The organism is Aestuariivirga litoralis (assembly GCF_003234965.1).
Lineage (GTDB): Bacteria > Pseudomonadota > Alphaproteobacteria > Rhizobiales > Aestuariivirgaceae > Aestuariivirga > Aestuariivirga litoralis.
In genome coordinates, this window is the sequence record NZ_QKVK01000004.1 from 173,488 (window position 1) to 195,189 (window position 21,702).

The following is a 21,702-nucleotide window of genomic DNA, read 5'->3' on the forward strand; positions in this document are numbered from 1 at the left end:
AATGGTCTCCAAAACGGGGATTTGGTGGGGATAGACCCGAATTGGCCGGCAAAGTCAAGGCGCGGGGGAAATCTCGTCCTCGACCCAGGTCTTGCCCCGGTAATACTGGAAGGAGGCGGCACAATCCTGGGGTGGGAGGCGGCCCTGGTCGAGGAAGGGTTTCAGCCGTTTCAGGGCGTCGATGGTGATGAGCGGCAGGTCCAGCGACGCGATCTCGTCGAGCGTCAGCCAGGACAGGGTGAGGAGTTCGCCCCCGCCATCATGGTGCGGCTGGTCGATGTTGGAGAGGTTCTCGGCATCGGCCACGAAAAACCGGGAATCATAGCGCCGTGTGCGGCCGGGGGGCGTGATCGCCCGCATGAACAGGGTGAGGCCGGAGAGGTCCGGGGCATCCTCCAGCCGCGCGCGGCCGAAGAGCAGGCCCGCTTCCTCCCAGGTCTCGCGCACCGCGGCATAGGCGAGGCCGCGGGCCCGGGTCTCGGTCGGCTTGCCGCGCATGCGGTGGAGAAGCTTGGCCAGCGTCGCGGGGTGCAGGTCACGGCCGGGCTTCACCCGGCAGTCGGCGGCATCGAGGCGGCCACCGGGGAAGACGTATTTGTTGGGCATGAAGGCATGGCCCTGGGCGCGCTGGCCCATCAGGATGCGGGGCGCGCCCGTGCCACGCCGCACCAGCATGAGGGTGGCCGAGTCCTTCGGTTTCAGCACCTTGGCATGGACCTTGGAGCCGGCAAATTCAGGGTGGTCGTAGCTCATGGACCGGCCGGCTGGCCCTCGTCCCGGTGGGCCGGGTCGAAGCCATGCATGCGCAGCGCCCATTGCAACCCGACGATGGCGCCCTTGACGGCCGGCATCAGCGCGAAGGTCATGGACAGGGTGACGGCGGTCCACAGCATGAAGTGGACCGAGACGTCCGGATGCCAGATCTTCTCCACCACGAGCACGAGCGGCACCACGATGTGGCCGACGATCATCATGGTGAAATAGGGCGGCGCGTCATCCGCACGCTGGTGGTGCAGTTCCTCGCCGCAGGAGGCGCAGGTGTCGGCGACCTTGAGGTACTTGCCGAAGATCCGCCCCTCGCCGCAGGCCGGGCAGGAACAGGTGAAGCCACGCCACATGGCCTGCTTCCAGGACCGGGGTTCCGGGAGGGCGAGGGCGGGGGAGTCGAGGGTGAGGGTCATGGCAGCGAGGATGGGGGCTCAAACTTGCAAATTGAAGGCGGTTTTGCCCCGCGCGACGGTCTGCCGCAAGTGCCAAGCCGCCCGGCCCTGGCGGGGCCGCCGATTCCCCGGTGTGCCGGACCAGCCTTTTGTTGCGCCTGAAAGCAGCCGGGGAGATGAAATTCCGGTTGTCATTTGATACCGATCATCTGTTATCGTTGCGTCATGGACGGATAGGGCCTGGAGCGCGTTCGGCGAATGCTTGCATTGTTGTCCTTTTCCCGCGGCATCGATCGGCTCAGCCAGGCGGCGGCCGTCGTGGCCTCCGTGCTGTGCTTCGTCAGCTGCTTCATCAGTGCGGCCAACGCCCTGTCGCGTTACCTGTTCGATGCTTCCTCAAATGCCTGGCTGGAAATCCAGTGGCAGATGTTCGCCGGAACCTTCCTGCTGGGGGCCGCCTGGGTGCTGAAGCTCAACGAGCATGTCCGCGTCGATCTCGTCTATGGCAGCCTGTCGCCGCGTTCCAAGGCCAAGGTCGACATTTTCGGCTTCCTGTTCTTCTTCTTCCCCTTCTGCCTGGTGATGCTGGACATGACCATTCCGTGGTTCCTGCGCAGCTACTGGTCGGGGGAGGGCTCCGCCAATGCCGGCGGGCTGCCGGTGTGGCCGGTGAAGGGCCTGCTGCCGGTGGGCTTTGCGCTGCTCCTGCTGCAGGGGATTTCCGAACTGGTGAAGCGCGTCGCCGTGCTGCGCGGCACCGGCGAGGTGGCGCTGAGCTACGAGCGGCCGCTGCAATGACGAAGGGGCCCGCAGGTGCTTGATTACGGCCTCCTTGCGCCTGCCATGTTCGCAGGCCTCATCCTGTTCCTGCTCATCGGCTTTCCGGTGGCCTTTTCGCTGGCGTCGCTCGGGCTGTTCTTCGGGTTCCTCGCGATCGAGGCCAATTACTTCGGCGTCGCGTTCATGCAGGCGCTGCCGGCGCGCGTCTTCGGCATCATGTCGAACGAGCTCCTGCTGGCCATTCCCTTCTTCACGCTGATGGGCGTGGTGCTGGAGCGCTCGGGGCTGGCGGAAGACCTGATGGAAGGCTTTGGCCAGCTCTTCGGCTCGATGCCGGGCGGGCTTGCCCAGGCCGTCATCTTCGTCGGCGCCATCCTTGGCGCCATCACCGGCACGGTGGCGGCCAGCGTCATCGCCATCGGCATGATCTCGATCCCGATCATGATGAAATATGGCTATGACATGAAGATCGGCACCGGGGTGATCGCCGCCTCCGGCACCATCACCCAGGTCATCCCGCCATCCCTCGTGCTGATCGTGCTCGCCTTCCAGCTCGGGGTGCCGGTGGGCGACATGTATCTGGGTGCCATCGGTCCCTCGATCCTGCAGGTGCTGCTGTTCTCGGCCTTCATCCTGCTCGTCTCGATCTTCCAGCCGCAGCGCGTGCCCGCCCTGCCGCCGGAAGCCCGCAGCCTGAGGGGGCGGGCCCTGTGGTCCAAGCTCGCCTGGGGCATGGTGCCGTCGCTGGTGCTGATCTTCCTCGTGCTGGGCACCATCTTCCTCGGCATCGCCTCGCCCACGGAGGCGGGCGCCATGGGCTCCATGGGGGCGATCCTGCTGGCGCTGGCGCATCGCCGCTTCAACTGGCGCATGCTGCGGGAATCGGCCGACGGCACCATGCGCATCACCACCATGGTGATCTTCATCCTCATCGGCGCCACGGTGTTCAGCCTGGTGTTCCAGGGAGTGAATGGCGGCAAGTGGATCGAGCACCTGCTGAGCCACATTCCGGGCGGGCGCCTGGGCTTCCTGATCTTCATCAACGTCTTCATCTTCTTCATCGCCTTCTTCCTCGATTTCTTCGAGATCGTGTTCATCATCGTGCCGCTGCTGATCCCCACGGCCCATGCGCTCGACATCGACCTGATCTGGCTTGGCGTGCTGCTCTGCGTGAACATGCAGACGGCCTTCATGCACCCGCCCTTCGGCTTCGCGCTGTTCTATCTCCGCGGCATCGCGCCGCCGGAGATCAAGAGCCGCGACATCTATCTGGGCTCCATCCCCTGGATCATCCTGCAGCTGATCCTGGTGGCGCTGATCATCTCGTTTCCGGAGATCGTCGATTACTGGATCACCAAGGCGGCGAAGCTCGATGACGCGGGCGTGCAGCAGCAGCTGAACGACATCGAGATGCCGACCATCGCCCCGCTCGACCTCAACCCGTGATTTTTTGTGAAGCCAGCAATGAAACAGGGAGGACCATGACGATGATGAAGAGACGCTATCTGCTGAAGGCCGCCGCCGCCGGCTCGCTGGCAACCGCCATTGCCACGCCGGCAATCGCCCAGTCATCACCGAAGATCAGCTGGCGGCTGACCTCGGGCTTTCCCAAGACACTCGACACGATCTACGGTGCGGCGGAGGAATTCACCAGGATCGTGTCGGACGCGACGGACGGCAATTTCCAGATCCAGGCCTTCGCCGCGGGCGAGATCGTGCCCATGCCGGAGGCGGCCGACACGGTGGCGGCGGGAACCGTCGAGATGGCCCATACGGCGAGCTACTATTACTGGGGCAAGAACGCTGCCTATGCGCTGGGCACCGCCATTCCCTTCGGCCTCAACGCCCGCGGCATGAACGCCTGGTACTACCATGGCGGCGGCATCGACCTGATGAACGAGTTCTATCACACCCAGGGCCTGCACGTGTTCCCCGGTGGCAATACCGGCGTTCAGATGGGCGGCTGGTGGCGCAAGGAGATCAAGTCGCTGGAAGATCTCCAGGGCGTCAAGATGCGCATCGGCGGCATGGGCGGCAAGGTGATGGAAGCACTCGGCGTCGTTCCCCAGCAGATTCCCGGCGGCGAGATCTACCCGGCGCTCGAACGCGGCGCCATCGACGCGGCCGAGTGGGTGGGGCCCTATGACGACGAGAAGCTGGGGCTGAACAAGGTGGCGTCCTATTACTACTATCCCGGCTTCTGGGAAGGCGGACCCACCCTCAACTTCATGATCAACCTGGCCAAGTGGAACGAGCTGCCGAAGTCCTACCAGGCGATCATCGCCACCGCGGCAGCCACGGCCAACCAGTCGATGCTGGCGAAATATGATGCCAAGAATCCCGGTGCCCTGAAGTCGCTCATCGCCGGCGGCGCGCAGCTGCGCCCCTTCCCGGAAGACATGATGAGCAAGGCCTTCGAAGTCTCGAATGCGCTCTATGCGAAGCTGTCGGCCGAGAACCCGGACTTCAAGAAGATCTATGACAACCAGGTCGCCTTCCGCAACCAGGCCAACATGTGGAACCAGGTGGCGGAGCTGAGCTTCGACGTCTTCATGATCCGCAACCGCCCGAAGGGGTGAGACGACGGCAAGGTGCATGTCGCCCCGCTCCCAGTCCGGGCGGGGCGGCGCATCACCTGCGGAAGAAAGTGGGATTGTGGAAGGCTACCGCCGCCCCCTGGCGGGCTTCTTGCCGCGGAAGGGCTTATTTCCGGCGCTGCGCAGGGCCTTGCGGTTGGCGGGTTTGCCTTCCTTGCCTTCCGAAACCACCTCGAAGCGCATGCCGCCCGATACGGGCGTGGCCTCGACGAGCTTCACCTCCAGCCGGTCGCCCAGCTGGTAGGTGTCGCCGGAGCGTTCGCCGATGAGCGCATGGCGGGCCTTGTCGAAGACGAAATACTCGCGGCCCAGCGTGGTGACGGGCACGAATCCATCAGCACCATTGTCGTCGAGCTTCACGAAGAGCCCGGCGCTGACCACGCCGCCGATGCGGCCGCGGAAGGTGGCGCCGGTGTGGGCGGCCAGATGGGCAGCAATGAGGCGGTCGATGGTCTCGCGCTCGGCGGCCATGGCGCGGCGCTCGGCGTCCGAGATCATCTCGGCGGTCTCGGGCAGCTTCGCGATATCGTCGGGCGAGAGCCCGTCGGGGCCGAAGCCCAGCGCGGTGATCAGCGCGCGATGGACGATCAGGTCGGCATAGCGGCGGATGGGCGAGGTGAAATGCGCGTAGCGGCGCAGCGCCAGGCCGAAATGGCCCTTGTTCTCGGGGCTGTAGACCGCCTGGGCCTGGGTCCTGAGCACCACCTCGTTGACCACGTGCTGATAATCCTTCCCCTCAACTTCCTTCAGCAACCTGTTGAAATGCTTGGGTCGCATGACCTGGCCAAGCGGCAGGCTCATGTTCACGGTGCGGAGGAATTCAGCCAGCGCGCGGACCTTTTCCTCGGATGGCTGGTCGTGCACGCGGAAGAGCAGCGGCGTGCGGCGGTTCTCGAGTTCCTCGGCGGCCGCGACATTGGCCTGGATCATGAACTCCTCGATCAGCTTGTGGGCGTCGAGGCGTTCGGGCGTCACCACACGTTCGATGAGGCCATGGGCATCGAGCACTAGGCGGCGCTCGGGGAGGTCCAGTTCGAGGGGTTCGCGGGCGTTGCGGCCCTTGAGGAGGATGCCATAGGCGGCCCAGAGCGGCTTCAGCACCCGCTCCAGCAGCGGTTCGGTCTTGTCGTTCGGGCGGCCGTCGATGGCGGCCTGCGCGTCCTCATAGGCGAGCTTGGCGGCGGAGCGCATGACCACGCGCTCGAAGCGGTGCTTCGTCTTGCGGCCCGACTTGTCGAAGCTCATGAAGCAGGCCAACGCCGGGCGCTCCTCCTTCTCGCGGAGCGAACAGAGGTCGGTTGAGATGCGTTCGGGCAGCATCGGCACCACGCGGTCGGGGAAATAGACCGAGTTGCCGCGGATCCGCGCCTCGCGGTCGAGCGCCGTGCCGGGCCGGACATAGGCCGCGACGTCGGCAATGGCGACGATGACATTGGCGCCGCCGGTTTCTTCGTCGATCTCCGCCCAGACGGCGTCGTCATGGTCGCGCGCATCCCGGGGGTCGATGGTGAGGAGGGGCACGGAGCGCAGGTCGCTGCGGTTCTCGTGCGAGAAGGGCTTGAGGCTCTCGGCCTCCTTCAGCACGCGCTCGGGGAACTCGTTGGGAATGCCGTGATGGTTGATGGCGATCAGCGAGATGTTGCGCTGGTCGTTCATGTTGCCCAGCCGCTCGCGCACGCGGGCCATGGGCAGGCCGTGGCCGCGCTCCTTGACGATCTCGGCCTCGACCAGCTCGCCGTTCACCGCCCCGTTCTCGTCGCCCTTCCGCACCTGCAATTCGTGGCGGGCCTTCTTGTCGACGGGGATGATGCGGGCGCCGAGGCCCGGGATGACGCGGTAGACGCCCAGCACCTTGGTGGAGCGGTCCGACAGCGTCTTGATGACTCGCGCGCGGTACTTGTAGCGGCCGTCCTTGGAGGCCTGGATCTTGGCCAGCACCCGGTCGCCCTTTCGGGGCGCCTTCTCCGCTCCCTCGATCACCACATGCGGAGGCTTTCCGGCCTGGCGCTCGTCCCATTCCACCGGCTCGCCATAGGCCTCGCCGTCGCGGTCGGTGCCGATCACCTCGAGCACGGTGACGGGCGGAAGCGAGGACCGGTCGATCAGCTTCCGCGAGCGCTTGGAGAGGAGTCCCTTGTCCTCCATGTCGCGGAGCAGGGCCTTGAGGCCGATCTTGTCGCTGCCCTTGATGTCGAAATGGCGGGAAATCTCGCGCTTGCCGACGATCGCGGGCGAAGACTGGATGAAGTCCAGCACATCGGCCTCGGTGGGGAGCTGCGGCTTTACGGCCGGTTTGGCGGCCGGGCGGGGCTTCGACTTGGGGGCGGGGCGTTTTGCCATGGATCAAGGTCTAGCCGGGATTCCGGCCTGAAATCCAGCGGATTGCCGCTTGGTTCCGGTTTACAGGGCCGGGGCCGGGGAGTAACCCGAAGTCGATTGTGAAGGATTTGTGACAATGCTCGACTGGTTCAAGAAACTGATGCCGAAGGAAGAGAAGTTCTTCGACCTGTTCGAGGCCCATGCCGCCAAGGCGCAGGAGGCCGCCCGCTCGCTCCGCGCCATCGTCGAGGGTGGGCCGGACATGGCAAGCCATTGCCGGGCCTTGTCACGCGAGGAGGAGGAGGCGGACCAGATCTCCTACGAGGTGATGCAGGCGATCCGCCGCAGCTTCATCACGCCTTTCGACCGCTCCGACATCAAGGCGCTGTCCGCCGCGCTGGACGACGCCATCGACCAGATGAACAAGACCGGAAAGACGGTCATGCTCTATGATGTCGACCATTTCGAGCCCAACATGAAGGCGATGGCCGACAAGGTGATCGCCATGGCGGATCTCCTGGCCGAGGGCCTGCCGCTGATGCGCAATGTCGGCGCCAATTCCGCCAGGCTCCATGCGCTGACGGGGAAACTCACGGCCCTCGAAGGCGAGTCGGACGACCTCAACGACAAGGGCCTGAGCGCGCTGTTCAAGGGCCGCGCCAGGCAGGACCCGCTGGCCTTCGTCATCGGCTCCGAGCTCTACGACCACCTCGAGAAGGTGTGCGACCGCTTCGAGGACGTCGCGCATGTGATGAGCGACATCGTCATCGAGCACGTCTGAGCATCATGGGACTGACCATCACCCTCGTCCTGCTGATCGTCGTGGCGCTCGCCTTCGACTTCATGAACGGGTTGCACGACGCAGCAAATTCGATTGCCACCATCGTCTCCACCCGCGTGCTGAAACCGCAATATGCGGTGGTCTGGGCGGCCGCCTTCAACTTCGGAGCCTTCTTCATCTTCGGCGTCCATGTGGCTGATACCATTGGAAAAGGCCTGGTTGATCCGAACATCGTCGATGACGCGATGATCTTCGGCGCCCTCGGCGGCGCCATTGCCTGGAACGCCATTACCTGGTGGGGCGGCATTCCGTCATCCTCCTCGCATGCGCTGATCGGCGGCATGGTGGGGGCGGGGGTGGCCAAGGCGGGTTTCTCGTCGATCATCTGGGGCGGGTTGAGCAAGACAATCTATGCCATCGTGCTGTCGCCCTTCGTCGGCTTCTCGCTGGCGCTGCTGCTGGTGCTGCTCGTGAGCTGGGCCTTCGTGCGCTCGTCACCTGCCTTCGCCGACAAGTTTTCCCGGAAGTCGCAGCTCGTCTCCGCCGCGCTCTATTCGCTGGGCCATGGCTCCAACGATGCGCAGAAGACGGCCGGACTGATCGCCGTGCTGCTGTATTCGCATGGGGTTTACTCGGAATTCACCGTGCCGACCTGGGTGATCCTGTCGTGCTACACGGTCATGGGCATCGGCACGCTGCTGGGTGGCTGGCGCATCGTTCACACCATGGGTTCGAAGATCACGAGGCTGACCCCCATGCAGGGCTCCTGCGCCGAGACGGCGGGGGCGATCACGCTCTTCGGGGCGACCTACATGGGCATCCCCGTATCGACGACCCACACCATCACGGCGGCCATCGTCGGCGTGGGGGCGGCCAAGCGCGTGTCCGCCGTGCGCTGGAACGTGGCGACGGGTATCGTCTATGCCTGGGTCATCACCATGCCGGCGGCCGCCGTCATCGCAGGCCTGTGCTACTGGCTGGGCAAGGCTGTTTTCTGAGTGGGAACCACTTATTTACCGAAATATTGTCAACCTATCGCTCCCGTTATCAAGTCTGATCGTGGAGCTCGAATCGATTGCTCTGGACAGGTGCCGTGAAGAAGCCGGGAACGAAGAAGCAGTATGCCGCCCTGCCGTGGCGCCACACCGGCGGCGGACGCGAGGTGTTGCTGATTTCCTCCCGCGATACCGGCCGCTGGGTCATTCCCAAGGGCTGGCCGATCAAGGGTCTCACGCCCGCCGAAACCGCGGCGCGCGAAGCCTATGAGGAGGCCGGCCTCGGCGGCCAGGTGAGCAAGAAGCCGATCGGCGAATTCGAGTACGGCAAGCGCCTCAACAACGGCAAGGTGCAGCCCACCAAGGTCGAGGTCTTTGCCCTCGAGCAGATGATCCAGCACCCCGACTGGCCGGAACAGGGCCAGCGGAAACTGCAGTGGTTCTCGGTTCCGGAGGCCGCCGAGGCCGTTGAGGAGCCGGAGCTGAAGGTGATCATCCGGAAGCTGAAGTAGGCTCGCGTCCGCCCCCCCAACTCCAAAGCTCATCATCGCCGGGCTTGTCCCGGCGACCCTCTTTCGGGCGGCCCAAAAAGGATGCCCGGGACGAGCCCGGGCATGATGGGGGGGGGATGGCTGGAGTGGACGCTAAGCCGCTTCCTTCGGCGTCTTCGCTGCCTTCCTGGCGGCAGCCTTCTTCGCCGGTTTCTTGGCGGGTGCCTTTTTCGCCGCCTTCTCGGCCGGAGCCTTCTTTGCAGCCGCCTTCTTGGCCGGGGCCTTCTTGGCGGCGGCCTTCTTTGGCGGCTTCTTCGACGGGCTCTTGCCTTCGCGTTCGGCGATCAGCGCCACGGCCTCTTCCACGGTCAGCTGCTCCGGGTCCTTGTCGCGCGGCAGGGTGGCGTTGACCGAGCCGAACTTCACATAGGGTCCGTAGCGGCCCTTCATCACCTGGATGTTGCCGCCGCCTGACGGGTGCGGCCCCAGGTCCTTCAGCGCGCCTGCCTTGGGGCGCTGGAAGCCGCGGGCCTTCTTCTCGGCGAGGATGTCCACCGCGCGGTTGATGCCGATGGTGAAGACATCCTCCGGGCTCTCGAGATTGGCATAGGTGCCGTCATGCAGCACGAAGGGCCCGAAACGGCCGAAATTGGCGACGATGGGCTTGCCGGTTTCCGGATGGAGGCCGACTTCACGCGGCAGCGAGAGAAGCTTCAGCGCCTCTTCCAGCGTGATGTCCTCGGGCTTCTTGCCGCGCGGGATCGAGGCGCGCTGCGGCTTCTCGCCCTCGACGGCCTCGCCAAGTTGCAGGTAGGGACCGAAGCGCCCGACGCGGCGCGTGACCTTCTCGCCGGTTTCGGGATCGACACCCAGCAGCACGCCTTCGGCAGGCACGGCGTCGGCACCTTCGGCACCGGGCGTCATCGGGCGCGTGTACTTGCACTCGGGATAGTTCGAACAGCCGATGAAGGAACCGAACTTGCCGAGCTTCAGCGACAGCTGGCCGCCGCCGCAGGACGGACACGCCCGGGCATCGCCACCGTCTTCCTTCGGCGGGAAGATGTGCGGGGCAAGGATGTCGTTGAGCGAGTCCAGCACGTTGGTGACGCGCAGTTCCTTGACGTCGTCGAGGGCCGCGGTGAACTGCTGCCAGAAATCGCGCAGCACCTGCTTCCAGTCGATCTCGCCGGCGGACACCTTGTCGAGCTTTTCCTCGAGGTCGGCGGTGAAGTCGTATTCGACGTAACGGCGGAAGAAGCTCTCGAGGAAGGCGGTGACGACGCGGCCCTTGTCCTCCGGGATCAGGCGTTTCTTGTCGAGGCGCACATAGCCGCGCGTGCGCAGCGTTTCCATGATGGAGACGTAAGTGGAGGGCCGGCCGATGCCGAGCTCTTCCATCTTCTTGATGAGCGAGGCTTCGGAATAGCGCGGCGGCGGCTCGGTGAAATGCTGCACGCCCTCGATTTTCTTCACACCGATCGAGTCACCGCGGGCCATGGCGGGCAGGCGCTTCGAATCCTCGTCCTCGCCATCGTCGAGGCCTTCCTGGTAGACGCGCAGGAAGCCGTCGAACTTGACGACCGATCCGGTGGCCCGGAAGGCATAATGCTTGCCGTCCTTGCCGTCGGTGCCGATGTCGGCGGTGGTGCGCTCGAGGTCGGCACTTTCCATCTGCGACGAGATGGTGCGCTTCCAGATCAGGTCATAGAGCGCGAACTGGTCTTCATCCAGCGCCCGGCGCACGTCGTTGGGGTGGCGCGACATCTCGGTGGGGCGGATGGCCTCGTGGGCCTCCTGCGCGTTCTTGGCCTTGGTCGTGTAGATGCGCGGGCTCGACGGCACATAGGGCTCGCCGAAATTCTTCAGGATGGCATTGCGCGTGGCGGCGATGGCCTCCGGCGCCATGTCGACGCCGTCGGTTCGCATATAGGTGATGAGGCCCACGGTCTCGCCGCCGAGTTCGACACCTTCATAGAGGCGCTGGGCGATCTGCATGGTGCGGGCCGAGGAGAAGCCGAGCTTGCGCGACGCTTCCTGCTGCAGGGTGGAAGTACGGAAGGGCGGGTAGGGGTGGCGCTTGGCGGGCTTCGATTCAATCGAGTCCACCTTGAAGGGCTGGCCCTTGACCGCCTGCTCGATGGCGCGCGCCGAGGCCTCATCCTTGATGTCGAGCTTGTCGAGTTTTCGGCCGCCGATGGAATTCAGCCAGGCCTGGAACTCCTGGCCCTTCGGCGTCACGAAGGTGCCGTCGATGGTCCAGTATTCCTGGGCCCGGAAGGCCTCGATCTCGAGCTCGCGGTCGCAGATGAGGCGGAGCGCCACCGACTGGACGCGGCCAGCCGAGCGCGAACCCGGCAGCTTGCGCCAGAGCACGGGTGAAAGGGAGAAGCCGACGAGATAGTCGAGAGCCCGGCGGGCCAGATAGGCATCGACCAGGGGCACGTCCACCTCGCGCGGGTGCTGCATCGCCTCCAGCACCGAGGACTTGGTGATGGCGTTGAACACGACGCGCTGCACGGCCTTGCCCTTGAGCGCACCCTTCTTCCGCAGCACCTCCATGACATGCCAGGAAATTGCCTCCCCCTCGCGGTCGGGGTCGGTGGCGAGGATCAGGCGGTCGTCGGTCTTGAGGGCGGCGGCGATGTCGGCGAGGCGCTTGGCCGACTTGCCGTCGACCTCCCAGTCCATCTCGAAATCGGCGTCGGGGCGTACCGAGCCATCCTTCGCGGGCAGGTCACGGACATGGCCATAAGAGGCGAGGACCTTGAAATCCTTGCCCAAATACTTGTTGATGGTCTTGGCCTTGGCCGGTGATTCAACGACGACGACGGTCATGCAGGGTCCCGTTCAGGTTTCAGGCCTCATATAGGCATCGCCCGCCGGGTTCAAGCCGAGGCAATTTTCCACCCCTTGCATCACGAATTCAAGTTTAGGTTGCTTTTAAATCGAAAAAGCACGTTTAGAGTGCGATTCTGGAAAGTGACGCAACTGGAGGACGGCATGGAACATCGGCGCGCTGAGGCCCCCAAACCTGTTCCGGTTCTGGTTGAGGCCGTGCCGAAGCCCGTGCCCAGCCTTGCCCAACGCCAGCGGGAGACGGCGGAGTACCTTGCCGACATGATCCTCGAACTGCGCAACCTTGCAAGGTCGGTGCAGCTTCACACCGTGATGGTGCCACTGGAGTTCGCCTATTACGAGGCCTTCGGTGCCGCCCACAAGGTAGAGGTTCCGCCCGGCGAGGCGGAGCGCATCCGTGAACTCTCCAGGACCGCGGAGGCCTTCGACGGCGACCCCGGCAATACCGGGCTCTAGGGGCTAGAGCGCGTGCTGCTCGGCATCCAGCGGTTCGGCATGGGCGATCACCCGGCGGATATCGGGAAACCGGTCCTTGAGCCCGGCTTCCACCCTGTCGATGTCGTCATGGATATTCTCCACCGTCTCCGTGGGTGAGCAGCGGCAGTGATAGTGCAGGAACAGGCCTTCCTCGTTGCGGCGCAGACGGACCTGGTGGATGTCGGTGAGGCGGGGGTGTGCGGCGGCGAGCGTCAGCAGGGCGGCTGACACCTCGGCCGTGAGGCCCTTTGGCGCGTCGTGCCCCTGCAGCAGGCGCTCCGGCTGGGGCTCGATGTGACTCTCGACCTCGGCATCGCTGCCCAGTTCGGTCCGGATGGCGTCCTCGAGTTCGGTTGCCCGCTCATGTGCCTCGCCCAGCGGCATGGAGCCATCGACCTCGAGGTCGAAGCTGATGGCCAGCCGGCCGCCGATCTGCTGGGCGTTGAGGTGGTGGATCGCGAGGTTGCGGCGGCTGGCGATGAGCATCACCTTCTGGAACACCGTCTCGCTGTCGAGCGGCACCGGGTTCGCCGTCACCGTGATGTCGGCATTGGGGAACCGCTCCTGTACCGCCGCGGTGATGGCGTCCTTGGTCCGGACGATGTCGTCGATGGGCATGGTGCGGGCCACCTCGACGACGATCGAGGTGAACATGGTGGCGCCCGCGGGCCGCAGCCGGATCGACTTCAGCGCCAGCACGCCATGCACGTCGTTGACCAGGCCGCGGACGATCTCGGTTGCCCCGGCCGGGGCAGTGTCCATCAGCGTGTTCACGGTGCGGGCACCCAGTTCCCATGCGGCATGGGCGATGAAGGCGGAGACGATCAGCGCGGCAATCGAGTCCGCTGCCGGGATGCCGGCCCACACCGCGCCGAGGCCCACCAGCACGACGATGGAACTCCACATGTCGGAGGAAAAATGCAGTGCATCGGCCTCCAGCGCTTCGCTCGAGGTCTTGTCCGCCACCTTCTTCAGGGCGCGCGCCCGGTTGAAGTCGATGATGATGGATCCCGCGATGATGGCCACCGCCCACCACGTCACCTCCACCTCGTGGATGTCCTCGCCCAGCAGGCGGCGGATGGCCTCCCAGCAGATCCAGCCCGTGGTGAGAAACAGGAGCCCGGTCTCCACCAGCGCCGCCACGCTCTCGATCTTGGCGTGGCCGTAGTGGTGCTCGTCATCCGCCGGCCGGTCGCTGACCCGGATGGCGAAATAGGTCACGATGGTGGCCCCGAAGTCGATCAGGCTGTGGATCGCCTCCGACAGGATGCCGAGCGAGCCGGTGAACAGCGCGGCAAGGAACTTCGCACCGGCGAGGAGGGCGCTCGCCCCCATGGAGATCAGCGCGACCGACTGCTTTTCGGAACTGGACATGGCCCTGTCTAACGCCCACCCGTCGCGGTCTCAAGCCATACCTTCCCGGCATGCAGGCCAGCAGCATGGGCAATTGCGGATCACCGTGGAAAAATGCTGGTCTGGCAGCCAGCAACCATGCCGACCGACGTCACGACATCCGATTTCCCGCTGCCGCGCCGGGCCGGGGCCTATACCTTCGCCTCGCTCTTCGCGGTCGAAAGCTTCGTGCGCTCGCTCAACTCCACGGTGATCTCGCTCCAGGCCTATGACATTCTGGGGGCCGCACAGAAGGTCAGCGTGCTGTCGACGGTGGTGTCGCTCAGCGTCCTGTCCGCCACGCTCCTGTTGCCCTTCCTGCTCGGCCGCATGCGGCGGCGCTGGGCCTATACGCTGGGCGTCACCATGATGATGGCGGCCAGCCTGGCGCTCGCCTCCCATGTGCTGGCGGGCCAGGCCCTGGGCATGCTGCTGCGCAACCTGGGTGCGGCGGTGCTGAACATCACGCTGCAGCTCTACATCATGGAGAACATCAAGCGCACCGACCTGGCGCGCTCGGAGCCGATCCGCCTCAGCCTGTCGACCGCGTCCTGGACCATCGGCCCGGCACTGGGCGTCTCGCTCTACGTGAGCTACGGGCCATGGGGGCCGCAGCTTCTGGCCGTCGCGGCGGCGGCTGCATTGCTCGTGCTGTTCTGGTGGCTCCGCCTGTCGGACAATGCCGGTGCGCTGCCGGCGGGCAACCTCGAAGGCTTCAATCCGCTGGTCAATGTCCGGCGCTTCCTCGCCCAGCCACGGCTCAGGCTCGCCTGGCTCATCGCCTTCGGGCGCTCCTGCTTCTGGACCACCTTCTTCATCTATGGCCCGCTGCTGCTGGTCGAGGCCGGGCTCGACAAGCGGGTGGGTGGCTACATGATTTCAGGGAGCCAGGTGCTGCTGTTCACCGCCTGGTTCGCCGGTCGTTTCGCCAGGAGCCATGGCGTCCGGGCGGTGCTGGTCGTCGCGTTCACGGTCTGCGCCGTGGCGTCACTGGCGGCCGGGCTTGCCGGCACGGCGTCTCCCTATGTCGCCATCATCTGCCTGCTGGCGGGCTCCGTCTCGGCCTCTGCCATCGACGGGGTGGGCGGCATTCCCTTCCTGCGGTCGGTGCGCCACCACGAGCGGCAGAAGATGGCCGCCGTCTACCGCACCTATATCGACTGTTCGGAACTGATCCCGGCCTTCGTCTTTGCCATTGCGCTGCTCTGGCTGCCGATCGGGGCGGTCTTCATCATCCTGTCCGGCGGGCTGGCGGCCGTCGGCTGGTTCGCCTGGCGCTATCTGCCGAGGTCGCTGTAGCGGGCCTCCTGCGCGACACGAGGAAGCCCGCGACCACGCAGGCCAGCGCCGCGAGGATGTGCCAGGTGATGGGTTCCCCCAGCACGGCCCAGGCCAGCAGCACGCCCGACACCGGCATGAAATAGCTCGCCATGCTCATGAAGCTCTGGCCCACCGTCACCGTGATGTTGGCGCGCAGCAGGTAGGCAAGCCCGGTGCAGACGAGACCCAGATAGAGGGCGGCCAGCATGGCCGTGCCGGAAAGCCGCGGCAGCGGGTCATGCGCCAGGGTCACGAGGGGAAGGAGGGCGATCACCGCCACCCCCATGTTCACCGCCGTCATCATCGGCACGCTGGTACGGCGCACGAAGCGGATGAGCGTTCCCGCCGCGACGTAGCACAGCATGCCGGTCCACACGGCAGCATAGGCGAGGGCGTCGAAGCCGATCCCCTGCGACAGTTCCGGCGCCACCACCAGCGCCAGGCCGGCGAAGCCGAGCACCATGCCGATGATCTTGCCGCCGGTGAAACGGTCGTCGGGCGTCGTGAAGTGGGCCGCCACCATGGTGGCCAGCGGGCCCACGCCCATGATGAGCGACGTCACCCCCGCTGGAATGTGGAGTTCCGCCCATGAGATGAGAAAGAACGGCCCCACCGTGTTGAGCAGGCTCATCGCCACGATCACCGCCCAGTCATGCAGGGTGGGCGGCAGCGGGTCCTGGCGCCACCATGCGAAGAGCGCGATGGGCAGGAAGGCAATGGCGACGCGGATCATCACCAGCCACAGCGGCCCGGTCTCGTGCACCGAGAGCTTGATGGCCAGGAAGGCCGAGCCCCAGATTGCACCAAGAAGAACAATCTTCAGCAGGTCGATGAGTGTAGGGTGCCGCAGGGCGTGTGTTGAAGGCATTTCACTTGACGGGTGCCGCGCAGGCTTGCGACAAAAAACGACGGAGAGGGGACGCCGGACATGCCACAGAACATCGTCGTGGGCCACAGGCAACTGATGGCGGAGGCGGAGGCCGAGGTCGAGAGCATCGACGCCGCCGACGCCGTTGCCGTGCTGGGCCAGCCCAATGTCGCCATCATCGACATCCGCGACCCGCGCGAGATCGAGCGCGAGGGACGCATTCCGGGCTCCTTCCACGCACCGCGCGGCATGCTGGAATTCTGGGTCGACCCGGAGAGCCCCTATCACAAGCCGATCTTCGCGGAAAAGAAGAAGTTCATCATCCACTGCGCCTCCGGCTGGCGTTCGCTGCTGGCCACCCAGGTGCTGCAGCGCATGGGGCTGAAGCCGGTCGTCAACCTCAAGGGCGGCTTCGCGGCGTGGAAGGAAGCCGGCGGCCCGGTCGAGAAGGTGGAAAAGAAGTGAGCAACATCCATCTCGTCATCGGCAACAAGAACTACTCGTCCTGGTCGCTCAGGCCGTGGATGGCGCTCTCCATGGCGGGGATCCCGTTCCGGGAAACGGTCATCCCGCTCGACACGCCGGACACGGCGGCGCTCATCGCCAGGCATTCCGGCGCGGGCCGCGTGCCGGTGCTCTACCACGGCCGGCAGGTGGTGTGGGAGAGCCTCGCCATCATGGAATATCTGGCGGAGCTGTTCCCCGAAAAGAACCTGTGGCCCAAGACGATCTCGGCCCGCGCCATGGCGCGCGCGGTGTCGAACGAGATGCACGCCGGTTTCAGCGCGCTCCGCAACGCCTGCCCGATGAACATCCGCCGCGCACCGAAGCCGGTTCCGCTGAATGACGCGGCAAAGCGCGACATCGCGCGCATCGAGCAGCTGTGGCGCGAGTGCCGGGCGAAGTTCGGCAAGGGCGGAAAGTTCCTGTTCGGCAGGTTCTCGATTGCCGACGCCATGTATACCCCGGTGGTCTCACGCTTCGAGACCTTCGCCATTCCGGTGGCCGAGGACACGCGCGCCTACATGGACACCATCCTCAACACGGCAGCCTTCCGCGCCTGGCGCGAGGCGGCGCTGAAGGAAAGCTGGATCGTCCCGTCCGACGAGGTGGACTGACTAGGCGAAGACCTTCGAGATCTCCCAGCCGGCGATGCCGCAGATCAGCAGGCCAACGGCAATCATCAGCGGCTTGCGGGGCGCAACCTTGATGAGCCAGCCGGCGAGGAAGGCGGCCGGAATGCCGCCGAGGATGAGGCCGGCAATCGCCGTGACATGGTCCGCGATGCCTTTCGAGTCCGCCCACATGCCCAGCGCGATGGTGGCCGCGAAGGCCGTGACGACGGCACAGGTCACGACGAATTCAGCCGCGTTCACCGTTCCCACCACGTAACGCGGCGGGGCGCCCGCGCCGATCAGGCTGGAGGTGACGACCGGCCCCCAGCCACCCCCGCCGATCGCGTCGAGGAAGCCGCCGACGGAGCCGAGCGGCGCGATCAGCTTTCCGGAGACGGTCTTGCTGGCAGGGAGCATCACGCCGCGCCAGATGATGACAAGTCCCATGACGCCGAGATAGCCGAACACATAGGGCCGGATGACGCCGGCCGGCGCATTGACCAGTACCAGCGCACCGAGGACGCCCCCGATGGCGCCGGTGATGCACAGGATGACGAGGATGCGCTTGTCGACATTGCCATGCAGGATGTGGGAGGTGCCGGAGGCGGCAGTGGTGAAGAGCTTGGCGGCATGCACGCTGGCGGAGGTGTGCGCCGGAGGAACGCCCGTGGCGAGCAGCACGGTGGACGAGATCACGCCATAGCCCATGCCGAGAGCGCCATCGATGAGCTGGGCAAGAAAGCCCACGGCGGCAAAGATCAGGAAGTCATAAGTCCAGAAGTCCATGACCCGGCTTATAGGCGGATTGCCGGGTGGGTTGAAAGGGCGGCCTCTCAGCCGCTGGCCTGCACCACCACCGGCGCGTCCGCCAGCACCAGGACCGGCGTTCCCACCTCCACCCGGTCATAGAGTTCCGCCACATGCTCGTTGAGCATGCGGATGCAGCCGGACGACGCCGACTTGCCGATCGAGTCCGGCTGGTTCGTGCCGTGGATGCGGTAGAGCGTGTCCTGGCCGTCCTGATAGAGGTAGAGGGCGCGGGCGCCGAGCGGATTGTCAGGGCCGCCGGGCTGGCCATTGGCCCATTTGCGCGCCTTGGCATCGCGCTGCACCATGTCGCGCGGCGGCACCCAGCGCGGCCAGCGGCGCTTCATGCCGATCACCGCGCGGCCCGACCAGGCAAAGCCCTCGCGGCCAACGCCGACGCCATAGCGCCGCGCCGTGCCGTCATCGCCCACGTGATAGAGGAAGTGCTGCAGCGGATCGACGATGATGCTGTGGGCCGGGGCAATGTCCGGCACGCCGACCGTCTGCGGCTGGAACGCATCGGGCAGGGCAACGGCGGCGGGCGTGATGGGATAGTCGATCTCGGATTCGGGTGGCGGAAGCAGGTCGGCGTCGCGGGCAGCGGGGCCAAGGTCCATCTCGTAGAGCGATGGCGGCACCTTGCGCAGGTTGTCCATGTTGGCGGACGGCCGGATGATGCGCGGCAGCTTCTGGTGCGCCACGGCGGAGGTGGACATCAGGCCGAAGGCAAGCCCCGACCAGGCGAAGTCACGGCGGCTGATGGCGCGCACGGAGGTCCTCCCGGCATGTTGAACTCGGGGAGGGAAACGACTGGGCCCGCGCCCGGTTCCGGCAGCGTGACCTTGGGCGAGGCTAGTGCGCGGAGCGCGAGGGCGCGGCGATGGTCTGGCCGTTGTGGGTCCAGTGAATGCCGCACTCGGTCTTGGCAGAACCGGCCCAGCGGCCGGCGCGGGGATCCGCAGCATCGCCACCGGCCTGGGTGCAGGGTTCGCAGCCGATGGAGAAATAGCCGATCTCGGTCAGGGGATGCGCCGGCAGGTCGTGGGCCTTCATGTAGCCTGCAATGTCGAGGGCGGAGAATCCGGCCAGCGGCTCCACCTTCAGCCGGCCGTCGGCGATCGACAGGAAGTCGAGTGTCGCGCGCGCCGCACCGTGGTAGCGCTTGCGGCCGGAGATGGTGACGTCGAAGCCCTCCAGGGCCTTCTGCAGCGGCAGGGTCTTGCGGATGTGGCAGCAGGCATCGGCATTGGTCTTGTGCAGCGTGCCGTCGGCATCCTGCGCGGCAAGATCACCTTCGTCCGGCGTGATGATGCGCACGCCCGTGAGGCCCAGCCGGTCGATCAGCTTGGCGCGGTAGGAGAGCGTCTCCCAGAAATGCTTGCCGGTATCGAGGAAGATGACCGGTGTCGCCTTGTCGACCTGCGCCACCATGTGCAGCAGCACCGCCGACTCCGCCCCGAAGGAGGAGACGACGGCCGCCTTGCCCGCGAAGTCCCGCAGGATGGGCCCGAGCAGCTGCTCGCCCTCGAGGCCCGCATAGCTTTCGAAGATGGAGCGGTCCATGGCGGTGCTCAGCCGGCGTGCGGCTGTTCGAGCCAGGGTTCGGCGTCGGTGTGGCGCTCGGTCCAGATCTCGGCTTCGGCACCACGGCGGAAGAGGCCGCGCTGATAGGCGAGCGACATCTGGCGTGATGCCTTCGCCCAAGTTTCGAGCGGGAAGCGATCGCCGATCTCGAAGGCATCGAAGCCCACCTGCAGCATGAACTGCAGCTGGTCGGGGAGGACGTTGCCGGTGGCGCGGAGTTCGCCGCGATAGCCCATCTCGCGGAGCGCCCGCGCGATCGAATAGGCGCGTCCGTCATTGAAGGCGGGGAAGGGCAGCACGATCAGCGACAGGCCGGGCAGGAAGGTGCCGAGCGCCTCCGGCTTGTCGGTGTTCGACAACCTGAGGCCAAGCCGGCTCTTGCGCGCCGACAGCTCGCCCCATTCCTTCAGCAGCCGCGCGAAGGGCACGATGACGTCGCCAGTCGGCGGCAACTCGCCGTCGGCCTCGACGCTGATCCAGGTGTCAGGCACCAGCACATTGTTCTTAAGCAGTGGCATAGAGGGCCTCCTTGAAGGGCTTGGCGCCGAGACGGCGATAGGTGGCGAGGAACTCCTCGCCCGGTTCGCGGTGCTTCAGATAGGTGTCGAGGATGGTCTCGATGGCATCCGCCACCTCGTGGCCGGCGAAGCCTGGCCCGAGGATCGTGCCGATCGAGGCGTTCTCGGCGGAGGAACCGCCGAGCGTGATCTGGTAGAATTCCTCGCCCTTCTTGTCGAGGCCGAGGATGCCGATATGGCCCACGTGATGGTGGCCGCAGGCATTGATGCAGCCCGAGATGTTGATCTTGAGCTTGCCGATCTCGTCCTGCTTCCTCGAGTCCGCGAACTTGCGCGAGATCGACTGCGCGACGGGGATCGAACGCGCGGTGGCGAGTGCGCAATAGTCGAGGCCGGGGCAGGCGATGATGTCGCCCGCCAGCCCATAATTCGCAGCGGCCAGGTCGGCCTTCACCAGGGCCTGCCACACGGTGAAGAGATCGTCCTTCTTCACATGCGGCAGCACGATGTTCTGTGCATGGGAGACGCGCAGCTCGTCATTGCCGAAGCGCTCGGCCAGGTCCGCCATCACGCGCATCTGGTCGGCGGTCGCATCGCCCGGAATGCCGCCCTCGGGCTTGAGCGAGATGTTGACGATGGCATAGCCGTCAACCCGATGGGGGCCCAGATTGTTCTTCGCCCAGCGCGCGAAATCCGGGTTCGCAAGCTTCGCTTCCTCGAAGGACGCCGACCAGCGCGGCAGCTTCTCGAAGGCAGGGGGTGCGAAATAGGCGGCGATGCGGGCGAGCTCGCGCTCTTCCACTTCCGTCGTCGGGTGCGGCCTGCGGGCATATTCGGCCTCGACCTCCGACTTGAACTTCTCGGCACCGATCTCGTGGACGAGGATCTTGATGCGCGCCTTGTACTTGTTGTCGCGGCGACCATAGAGATTGTAGACGCGCATGATGGCTTCGAGATAGCCGACCAGCTCGTGCTGGGGCAGGAAGTCGCGCACGGTGACGCCCACCATCGGCGTGCGGCCGAGGCCACCGCCCACGATCACTTCCCAGCCGATCTCGCCCGCATCGTTCCTGTGCAGCCGAAGCCCGATGTCATGCACCTTCACCGCCGCGCGGTCATGCGGCGCTCCCGTCACCGCGATCTTGAACTTGCGCGGCAGGAAGGAGAACTCGGGATGGAGCGACGACCACTGCCGCAGCAGCTCGCCCACCGGGCGCGGGTCGGCGATCTCGTCGGCGGCGGCACCCGCCCAATGGTCGGTCGTGACGTTGCGGATGCAGTTTCCGGAGGTCTGGATCGCGTGCATCTCGACTTCGGCCAGCGCATCGAGAATGTCCGGTGCGTCCTCCAGCTTGATCCAGTTATACTGGATGTTCTGGCGCGTGGTGAAGTGGCCATAGCCCTTGTCCCACTTCTCGGCGATCAGCGCCAGCTGGCGCATCTGCCGGCCCGACAGCGTGCCATAGGGAATGGCGACGCGCAGCATGTAGGCATGGAGCTGCAAGTAGAGCCCGTTCATCAGGCGGAGCGGGCGGAACTCGTCCTCCGTCAGCGCGCCCGACAGGCGGCGTTCCGTCTGGTTGCGGAACTGGTTGGTGCGTTCACGCACGAACTGGTGGTCGAACTCGTCGTAGCGGTACAT

The 21,702-nt window shown here is 65.7% G+C and carries 21 protein-coding genes; 10 read left to right on the plus strand and 11 right to left on the minus strand.

Translation table 11 applies throughout. The annotated features are described in order from the left end of the window. Positions 1-54: 54 nt before the first annotated feature. Together DK847_RS20605 and DK847_RS10630 are read right to left on the minus strand one after the other, a co-directional pair. Positions 55-753: an NUDIX hydrolase gene (locus DK847_RS20605; protein ID WP_161957228.1), complete on the minus strand. Its 699-nt coding sequence runs from the start codon at positions 751-753 to the stop codon at positions 55-57. Next, on the minus strand, positions 750-1,118 hold the full coding sequence (locus tag DK847_RS10630; protein WP_342634755.1) for a DUF983 domain-containing protein: 369 nt from the start codon (positions 1,116-1,118) through the stop codon (positions 750-752). Before DK847_RS10630 ends, DK847_RS20605 begins: the two co-directional genes overlap by 4 nt. A 300-nt stretch (positions 1,119-1,418) precedes the next feature. Here DK847_RS10630 and DK847_RS10635 point away from each other — a divergent pair, with 300 nt between their 5' ends. From DK847_RS10635 to DK847_RS10645, 3 genes are read left to right on the plus strand one after another with little or no spacing between them, the layout of a single operon-like run. Beyond that, a complete protein-coding gene (locus DK847_RS10635) occupies positions 1,419-1,958 on the plus strand; it encodes a TRAP transporter small permease subunit (protein WP_111198467.1) in 540 nt (179 codons plus the stop codon). 15 nt (positions 1,959-1,973) lie between these two features. Then, on the plus strand, positions 1,974-3,386 hold the full coding sequence (locus DK847_RS10640) for a TRAP transporter large permease (protein WP_111198468.1): 1,413 nt from the start codon (positions 1,974-1,976) through the stop codon (positions 3,384-3,386). Positions 3,387-3,427: 41 nt separating this feature from the next. Continuing rightward, positions 3,428-4,519, plus strand: coding sequence for a TRAP transporter substrate-binding protein (locus tag DK847_RS10645; RefSeq protein ID WP_111198670.1), 1,092 nt, complete (start codon positions 3,428-3,430; stop codon positions 4,517-4,519). Between the two features lie 84 nt (positions 4,520-4,603). Here the strand turns inward: DK847_RS10645 and rnr are convergent, their stop codons facing one another. Further along, on the minus strand, positions 4,604-6,877 hold the full coding sequence (gene rnr, locus DK847_RS10650; protein ID WP_111198470.1) for a ribonuclease R: 2,274 nt from the start codon (positions 6,875-6,877) through the stop codon (positions 4,604-4,606). Positions 6,878-6,992: 115 nt separating this feature from the next. On the opposite strand from rnr, the gene DK847_RS10655 reads away from it, so the two are divergent. The 3 genes from DK847_RS10655 (at position 6,993) to DK847_RS10665 (ending at position 9,144) form a co-directional block, all read left to right on the plus strand. Then, positions 6,993-7,637, plus strand: a complete 645-nt coding sequence (locus tag DK847_RS10655; protein WP_111198472.1) for a DUF47 domain-containing protein — start codon at positions 6,993-6,995, stop codon at positions 7,635-7,637. 5 nt (positions 7,638-7,642) lie between these two features. Continuing rightward, positions 7,643-8,635: an inorganic phosphate transporter gene (locus DK847_RS10660; protein ID WP_111198473.1), complete on the plus strand. Its 993-nt coding sequence runs from the start codon at positions 7,643-7,645 to the stop codon at positions 8,633-8,635. 95 nt (positions 8,636-8,730) lie between these two features. Continuing rightward, complete coding sequence (locus tag DK847_RS10665; RefSeq protein WP_245414585.1) at positions 8,731-9,144, plus strand: NUDIX hydrolase; 414 nt, start codon at positions 8,731-8,733, stop codon at positions 9,142-9,144. A 132-nt stretch (positions 9,145-9,276) separates the two neighbouring features. On the opposite strand, the gene topA is transcribed toward DK847_RS10665, so the two are convergent. Next, positions 9,277-11,958, minus strand: coding sequence for a type I DNA topoisomerase (gene topA / locus DK847_RS10670; RefSeq protein WP_111198476.1), 2,682 nt, complete (start codon positions 11,956-11,958; stop codon positions 9,277-9,279). 165 nt (positions 11,959-12,123) lie between these two features. On the opposite strand from topA, the gene DK847_RS10675 reads away from it, so the two are divergent. Next, entirely contained in the window at positions 12,124-12,435 is a 312-nt protein-coding gene (locus tag DK847_RS10675; RefSeq protein ID WP_111198478.1) for a hypothetical protein, read from the plus strand. 3 nt (positions 12,436-12,438) lie between these two features. Here DK847_RS10675 and DK847_RS10680 read toward each other — a convergent pair whose 3' ends face one another. Further along, on the minus strand, positions 12,439-13,830 hold the full coding sequence (locus tag DK847_RS10680; protein WP_111198480.1) for a cation diffusion facilitator family transporter: 1,392 nt from the start codon (positions 13,828-13,830) through the stop codon (positions 12,439-12,441). Positions 13,831-13,947: 117 nt separating this feature from the next. On the opposite strand from DK847_RS10680, the gene DK847_RS10685 reads away from it, so the two are divergent. Then, positions 13,948-15,147 carry an MFS transporter gene (locus tag DK847_RS10685; RefSeq protein ID WP_161957229.1) on the plus strand — a complete coding sequence of 400 codons (1,200 nt, stop codon included), beginning with the start codon at positions 13,948-13,950 and terminating at the stop codon, positions 15,145-15,147. Here the strand turns inward: DK847_RS10685 and DK847_RS10690 are convergent. After that, the gene (locus DK847_RS10690; protein ID WP_111198484.1) at positions 15,080-16,036 is read right to left on the minus strand and encodes a DMT family transporter; all 957 of its coding nucleotides are present in this window, start codon (positions 16,034-16,036) and stop codon (positions 15,080-15,082) included. The genes DK847_RS10685 and DK847_RS10690 overlap by 68 nt on opposite strands. 60 nt (positions 16,037-16,096) lie before the next feature. Here DK847_RS10690 and DK847_RS10695 point away from each other — a divergent pair, with 60 nt between their 5' ends. Both DK847_RS10695 and DK847_RS10700 read left to right on the plus strand, forming a co-directional pair. Further along, the gene (locus tag DK847_RS10695) at positions 16,097-16,501 is read left to right on the plus strand and encodes a rhodanese-like domain-containing protein (protein ID WP_111198486.1); all 405 of its coding nucleotides are present in this window, start codon (positions 16,097-16,099) and stop codon (positions 16,499-16,501) included. Positions 16,502-16,506: 5 nt separating this feature from the next. Next, positions 16,507-17,154: a glutathione S-transferase family protein gene (locus DK847_RS10700; protein ID WP_111198671.1), complete on the plus strand. Its 648-nt coding sequence runs from the start codon at positions 16,507-16,509 to the stop codon at positions 17,152-17,154. Here DK847_RS10700 and DK847_RS10705 read toward each other — a convergent pair whose 3' ends face one another. The 5 genes from DK847_RS10705 to DK847_RS10725 all read right to left on the minus strand — a co-directional run bounded on the left by DK847_RS10705 (position 17,155) and on the right by DK847_RS10725 (position 21,702). Then, complete coding sequence (locus DK847_RS10705) at positions 17,155-17,937, minus strand: sulfite exporter TauE/SafE family protein (RefSeq protein WP_111198488.1); 783 nt, start codon at positions 17,935-17,937, stop codon at positions 17,155-17,157. Between the two features lie 47 nt (positions 17,938-17,984). Beyond that, a complete protein-coding gene (locus tag DK847_RS10710) occupies positions 17,985-18,728 on the minus strand; it encodes a L,D-transpeptidase (protein WP_245414586.1) in 744 nt (247 codons plus the stop codon). 82 nt (positions 18,729-18,810) lie between these two features. Next, positions 18,811-19,521 carry a phosphoadenylyl-sulfate reductase gene (locus tag DK847_RS10715; RefSeq protein WP_111198490.1) on the minus strand — a complete coding sequence of 237 codons (711 nt, stop codon included), beginning with the start codon at positions 19,519-19,521 and terminating at the stop codon, positions 18,811-18,813. Positions 19,522-19,529: 8 nt separating this feature from the next. Then, a complete protein-coding gene (locus tag DK847_RS10720) occupies positions 19,530-20,060 on the minus strand; it encodes a DUF934 domain-containing protein (protein WP_111198491.1) in 531 nt (176 codons plus the stop codon). Beyond that, complete coding sequence (locus DK847_RS10725; protein ID WP_111198493.1) at positions 20,047-21,702, minus strand: nitrite/sulfite reductase; 1,656 nt, start codon at positions 21,700-21,702, stop codon at positions 20,047-20,049. The genes DK847_RS10720 and DK847_RS10725 overlap by 14 nt, the downstream gene beginning before the upstream one ends.

Coding starts and splice junctions, on each gene's coding strand:
- DK847_RS10635 (WP_111198467.1), top strand. CDS start 1,419: ATGCTTGCATTGTTGTCCTTTTCCCGCGGCATCGATCGGCTCAGCCAG.
- DK847_RS10705 (WP_111198488.1), bottom strand. CDS start 17,937: ATGGACTTCTGGACTTATGACTTCCTGATCTTTGCCGCCGTGGGCTTT.
- DK847_RS10715 (WP_111198490.1), bottom strand. CDS start 19,521: ATGGACCGCTCCATCTTCGAAAGCTATGCGGGCCTCGAGGGCGAGCAG.
- DK847_RS10680 (WP_111198480.1), bottom strand. CDS start 13,830: ATGTCCAGTTCCGAAAAGCAGTCGGTCGCGCTGATCTCCATGGGGGCG.
- DK847_RS10660 (WP_111198473.1), top strand. CDS start 7,643: ATGGGACTGACCATCACCCTCGTCCTGCTGATCGTCGTGGCGCTCGCC.
- DK847_RS20605 (WP_161957228.1), bottom strand. CDS start 753: ATGAGCTACGACCACCCTGAATTTGCCGGCTCCAAGGTCCATGCCAAG.
- DK847_RS10725 (WP_111198493.1), bottom strand. CDS start 21,702: ATGTACCGCTACGACGAGTTCGACCACCAGTTCGTGCGTGAACGCACC.
- DK847_RS10630 (WP_342634755.1), bottom strand. CDS start 1,118: ATGTGGCGTGGCTTCACCTGTTCCTGCCCGGCCTGCGGCGAGGGGCGG.
- DK847_RS10690 (WP_111198484.1), bottom strand. CDS start 16,036: ATGCCTTCAACACACGCCCTGCGGCACCCTACACTCATCGACCTGCTG.
- DK847_RS10720 (WP_111198491.1), bottom strand. CDS start 20,060: ATGCCACTGCTTAAGAACAATGTGCTGGTGCCTGACACCTGGATCAGC.
- DK847_RS10675 (WP_111198478.1), top strand. CDS start 12,124: ATGGAACATCGGCGCGCTGAGGCCCCCAAACCTGTTCCGGTTCTGGTT.
- topA (WP_111198476.1), bottom strand. CDS start 11,958: ATGACCGTCGTCGTCGTTGAATCACCGGCCAAGGCCAAGACCATCAAC.
- DK847_RS10645 (WP_111198670.1), top strand. CDS start 3,428: ATGATGAAGAGACGCTATCTGCTGAAGGCCGCCGCCGCCGGCTCGCTG.
- rnr (WP_111198470.1), bottom strand. CDS start 6,877: ATGGCAAAACGCCCCGCCCCCAAGTCGAAGCCCCGCCCGGCCGCCAAA.
- DK847_RS10655 (WP_111198472.1), top strand. CDS start 6,993: ATGCTCGACTGGTTCAAGAAACTGATGCCGAAGGAAGAGAAGTTCTTC.
- DK847_RS10695 (WP_111198486.1), top strand. CDS start 16,097: ATGCCACAGAACATCGTCGTGGGCCACAGGCAACTGATGGCGGAGGCG.
- DK847_RS10685 (WP_161957229.1), top strand. CDS start 13,948: ATGCCGACCGACGTCACGACATCCGATTTCCCGCTGCCGCGCCGGGCC.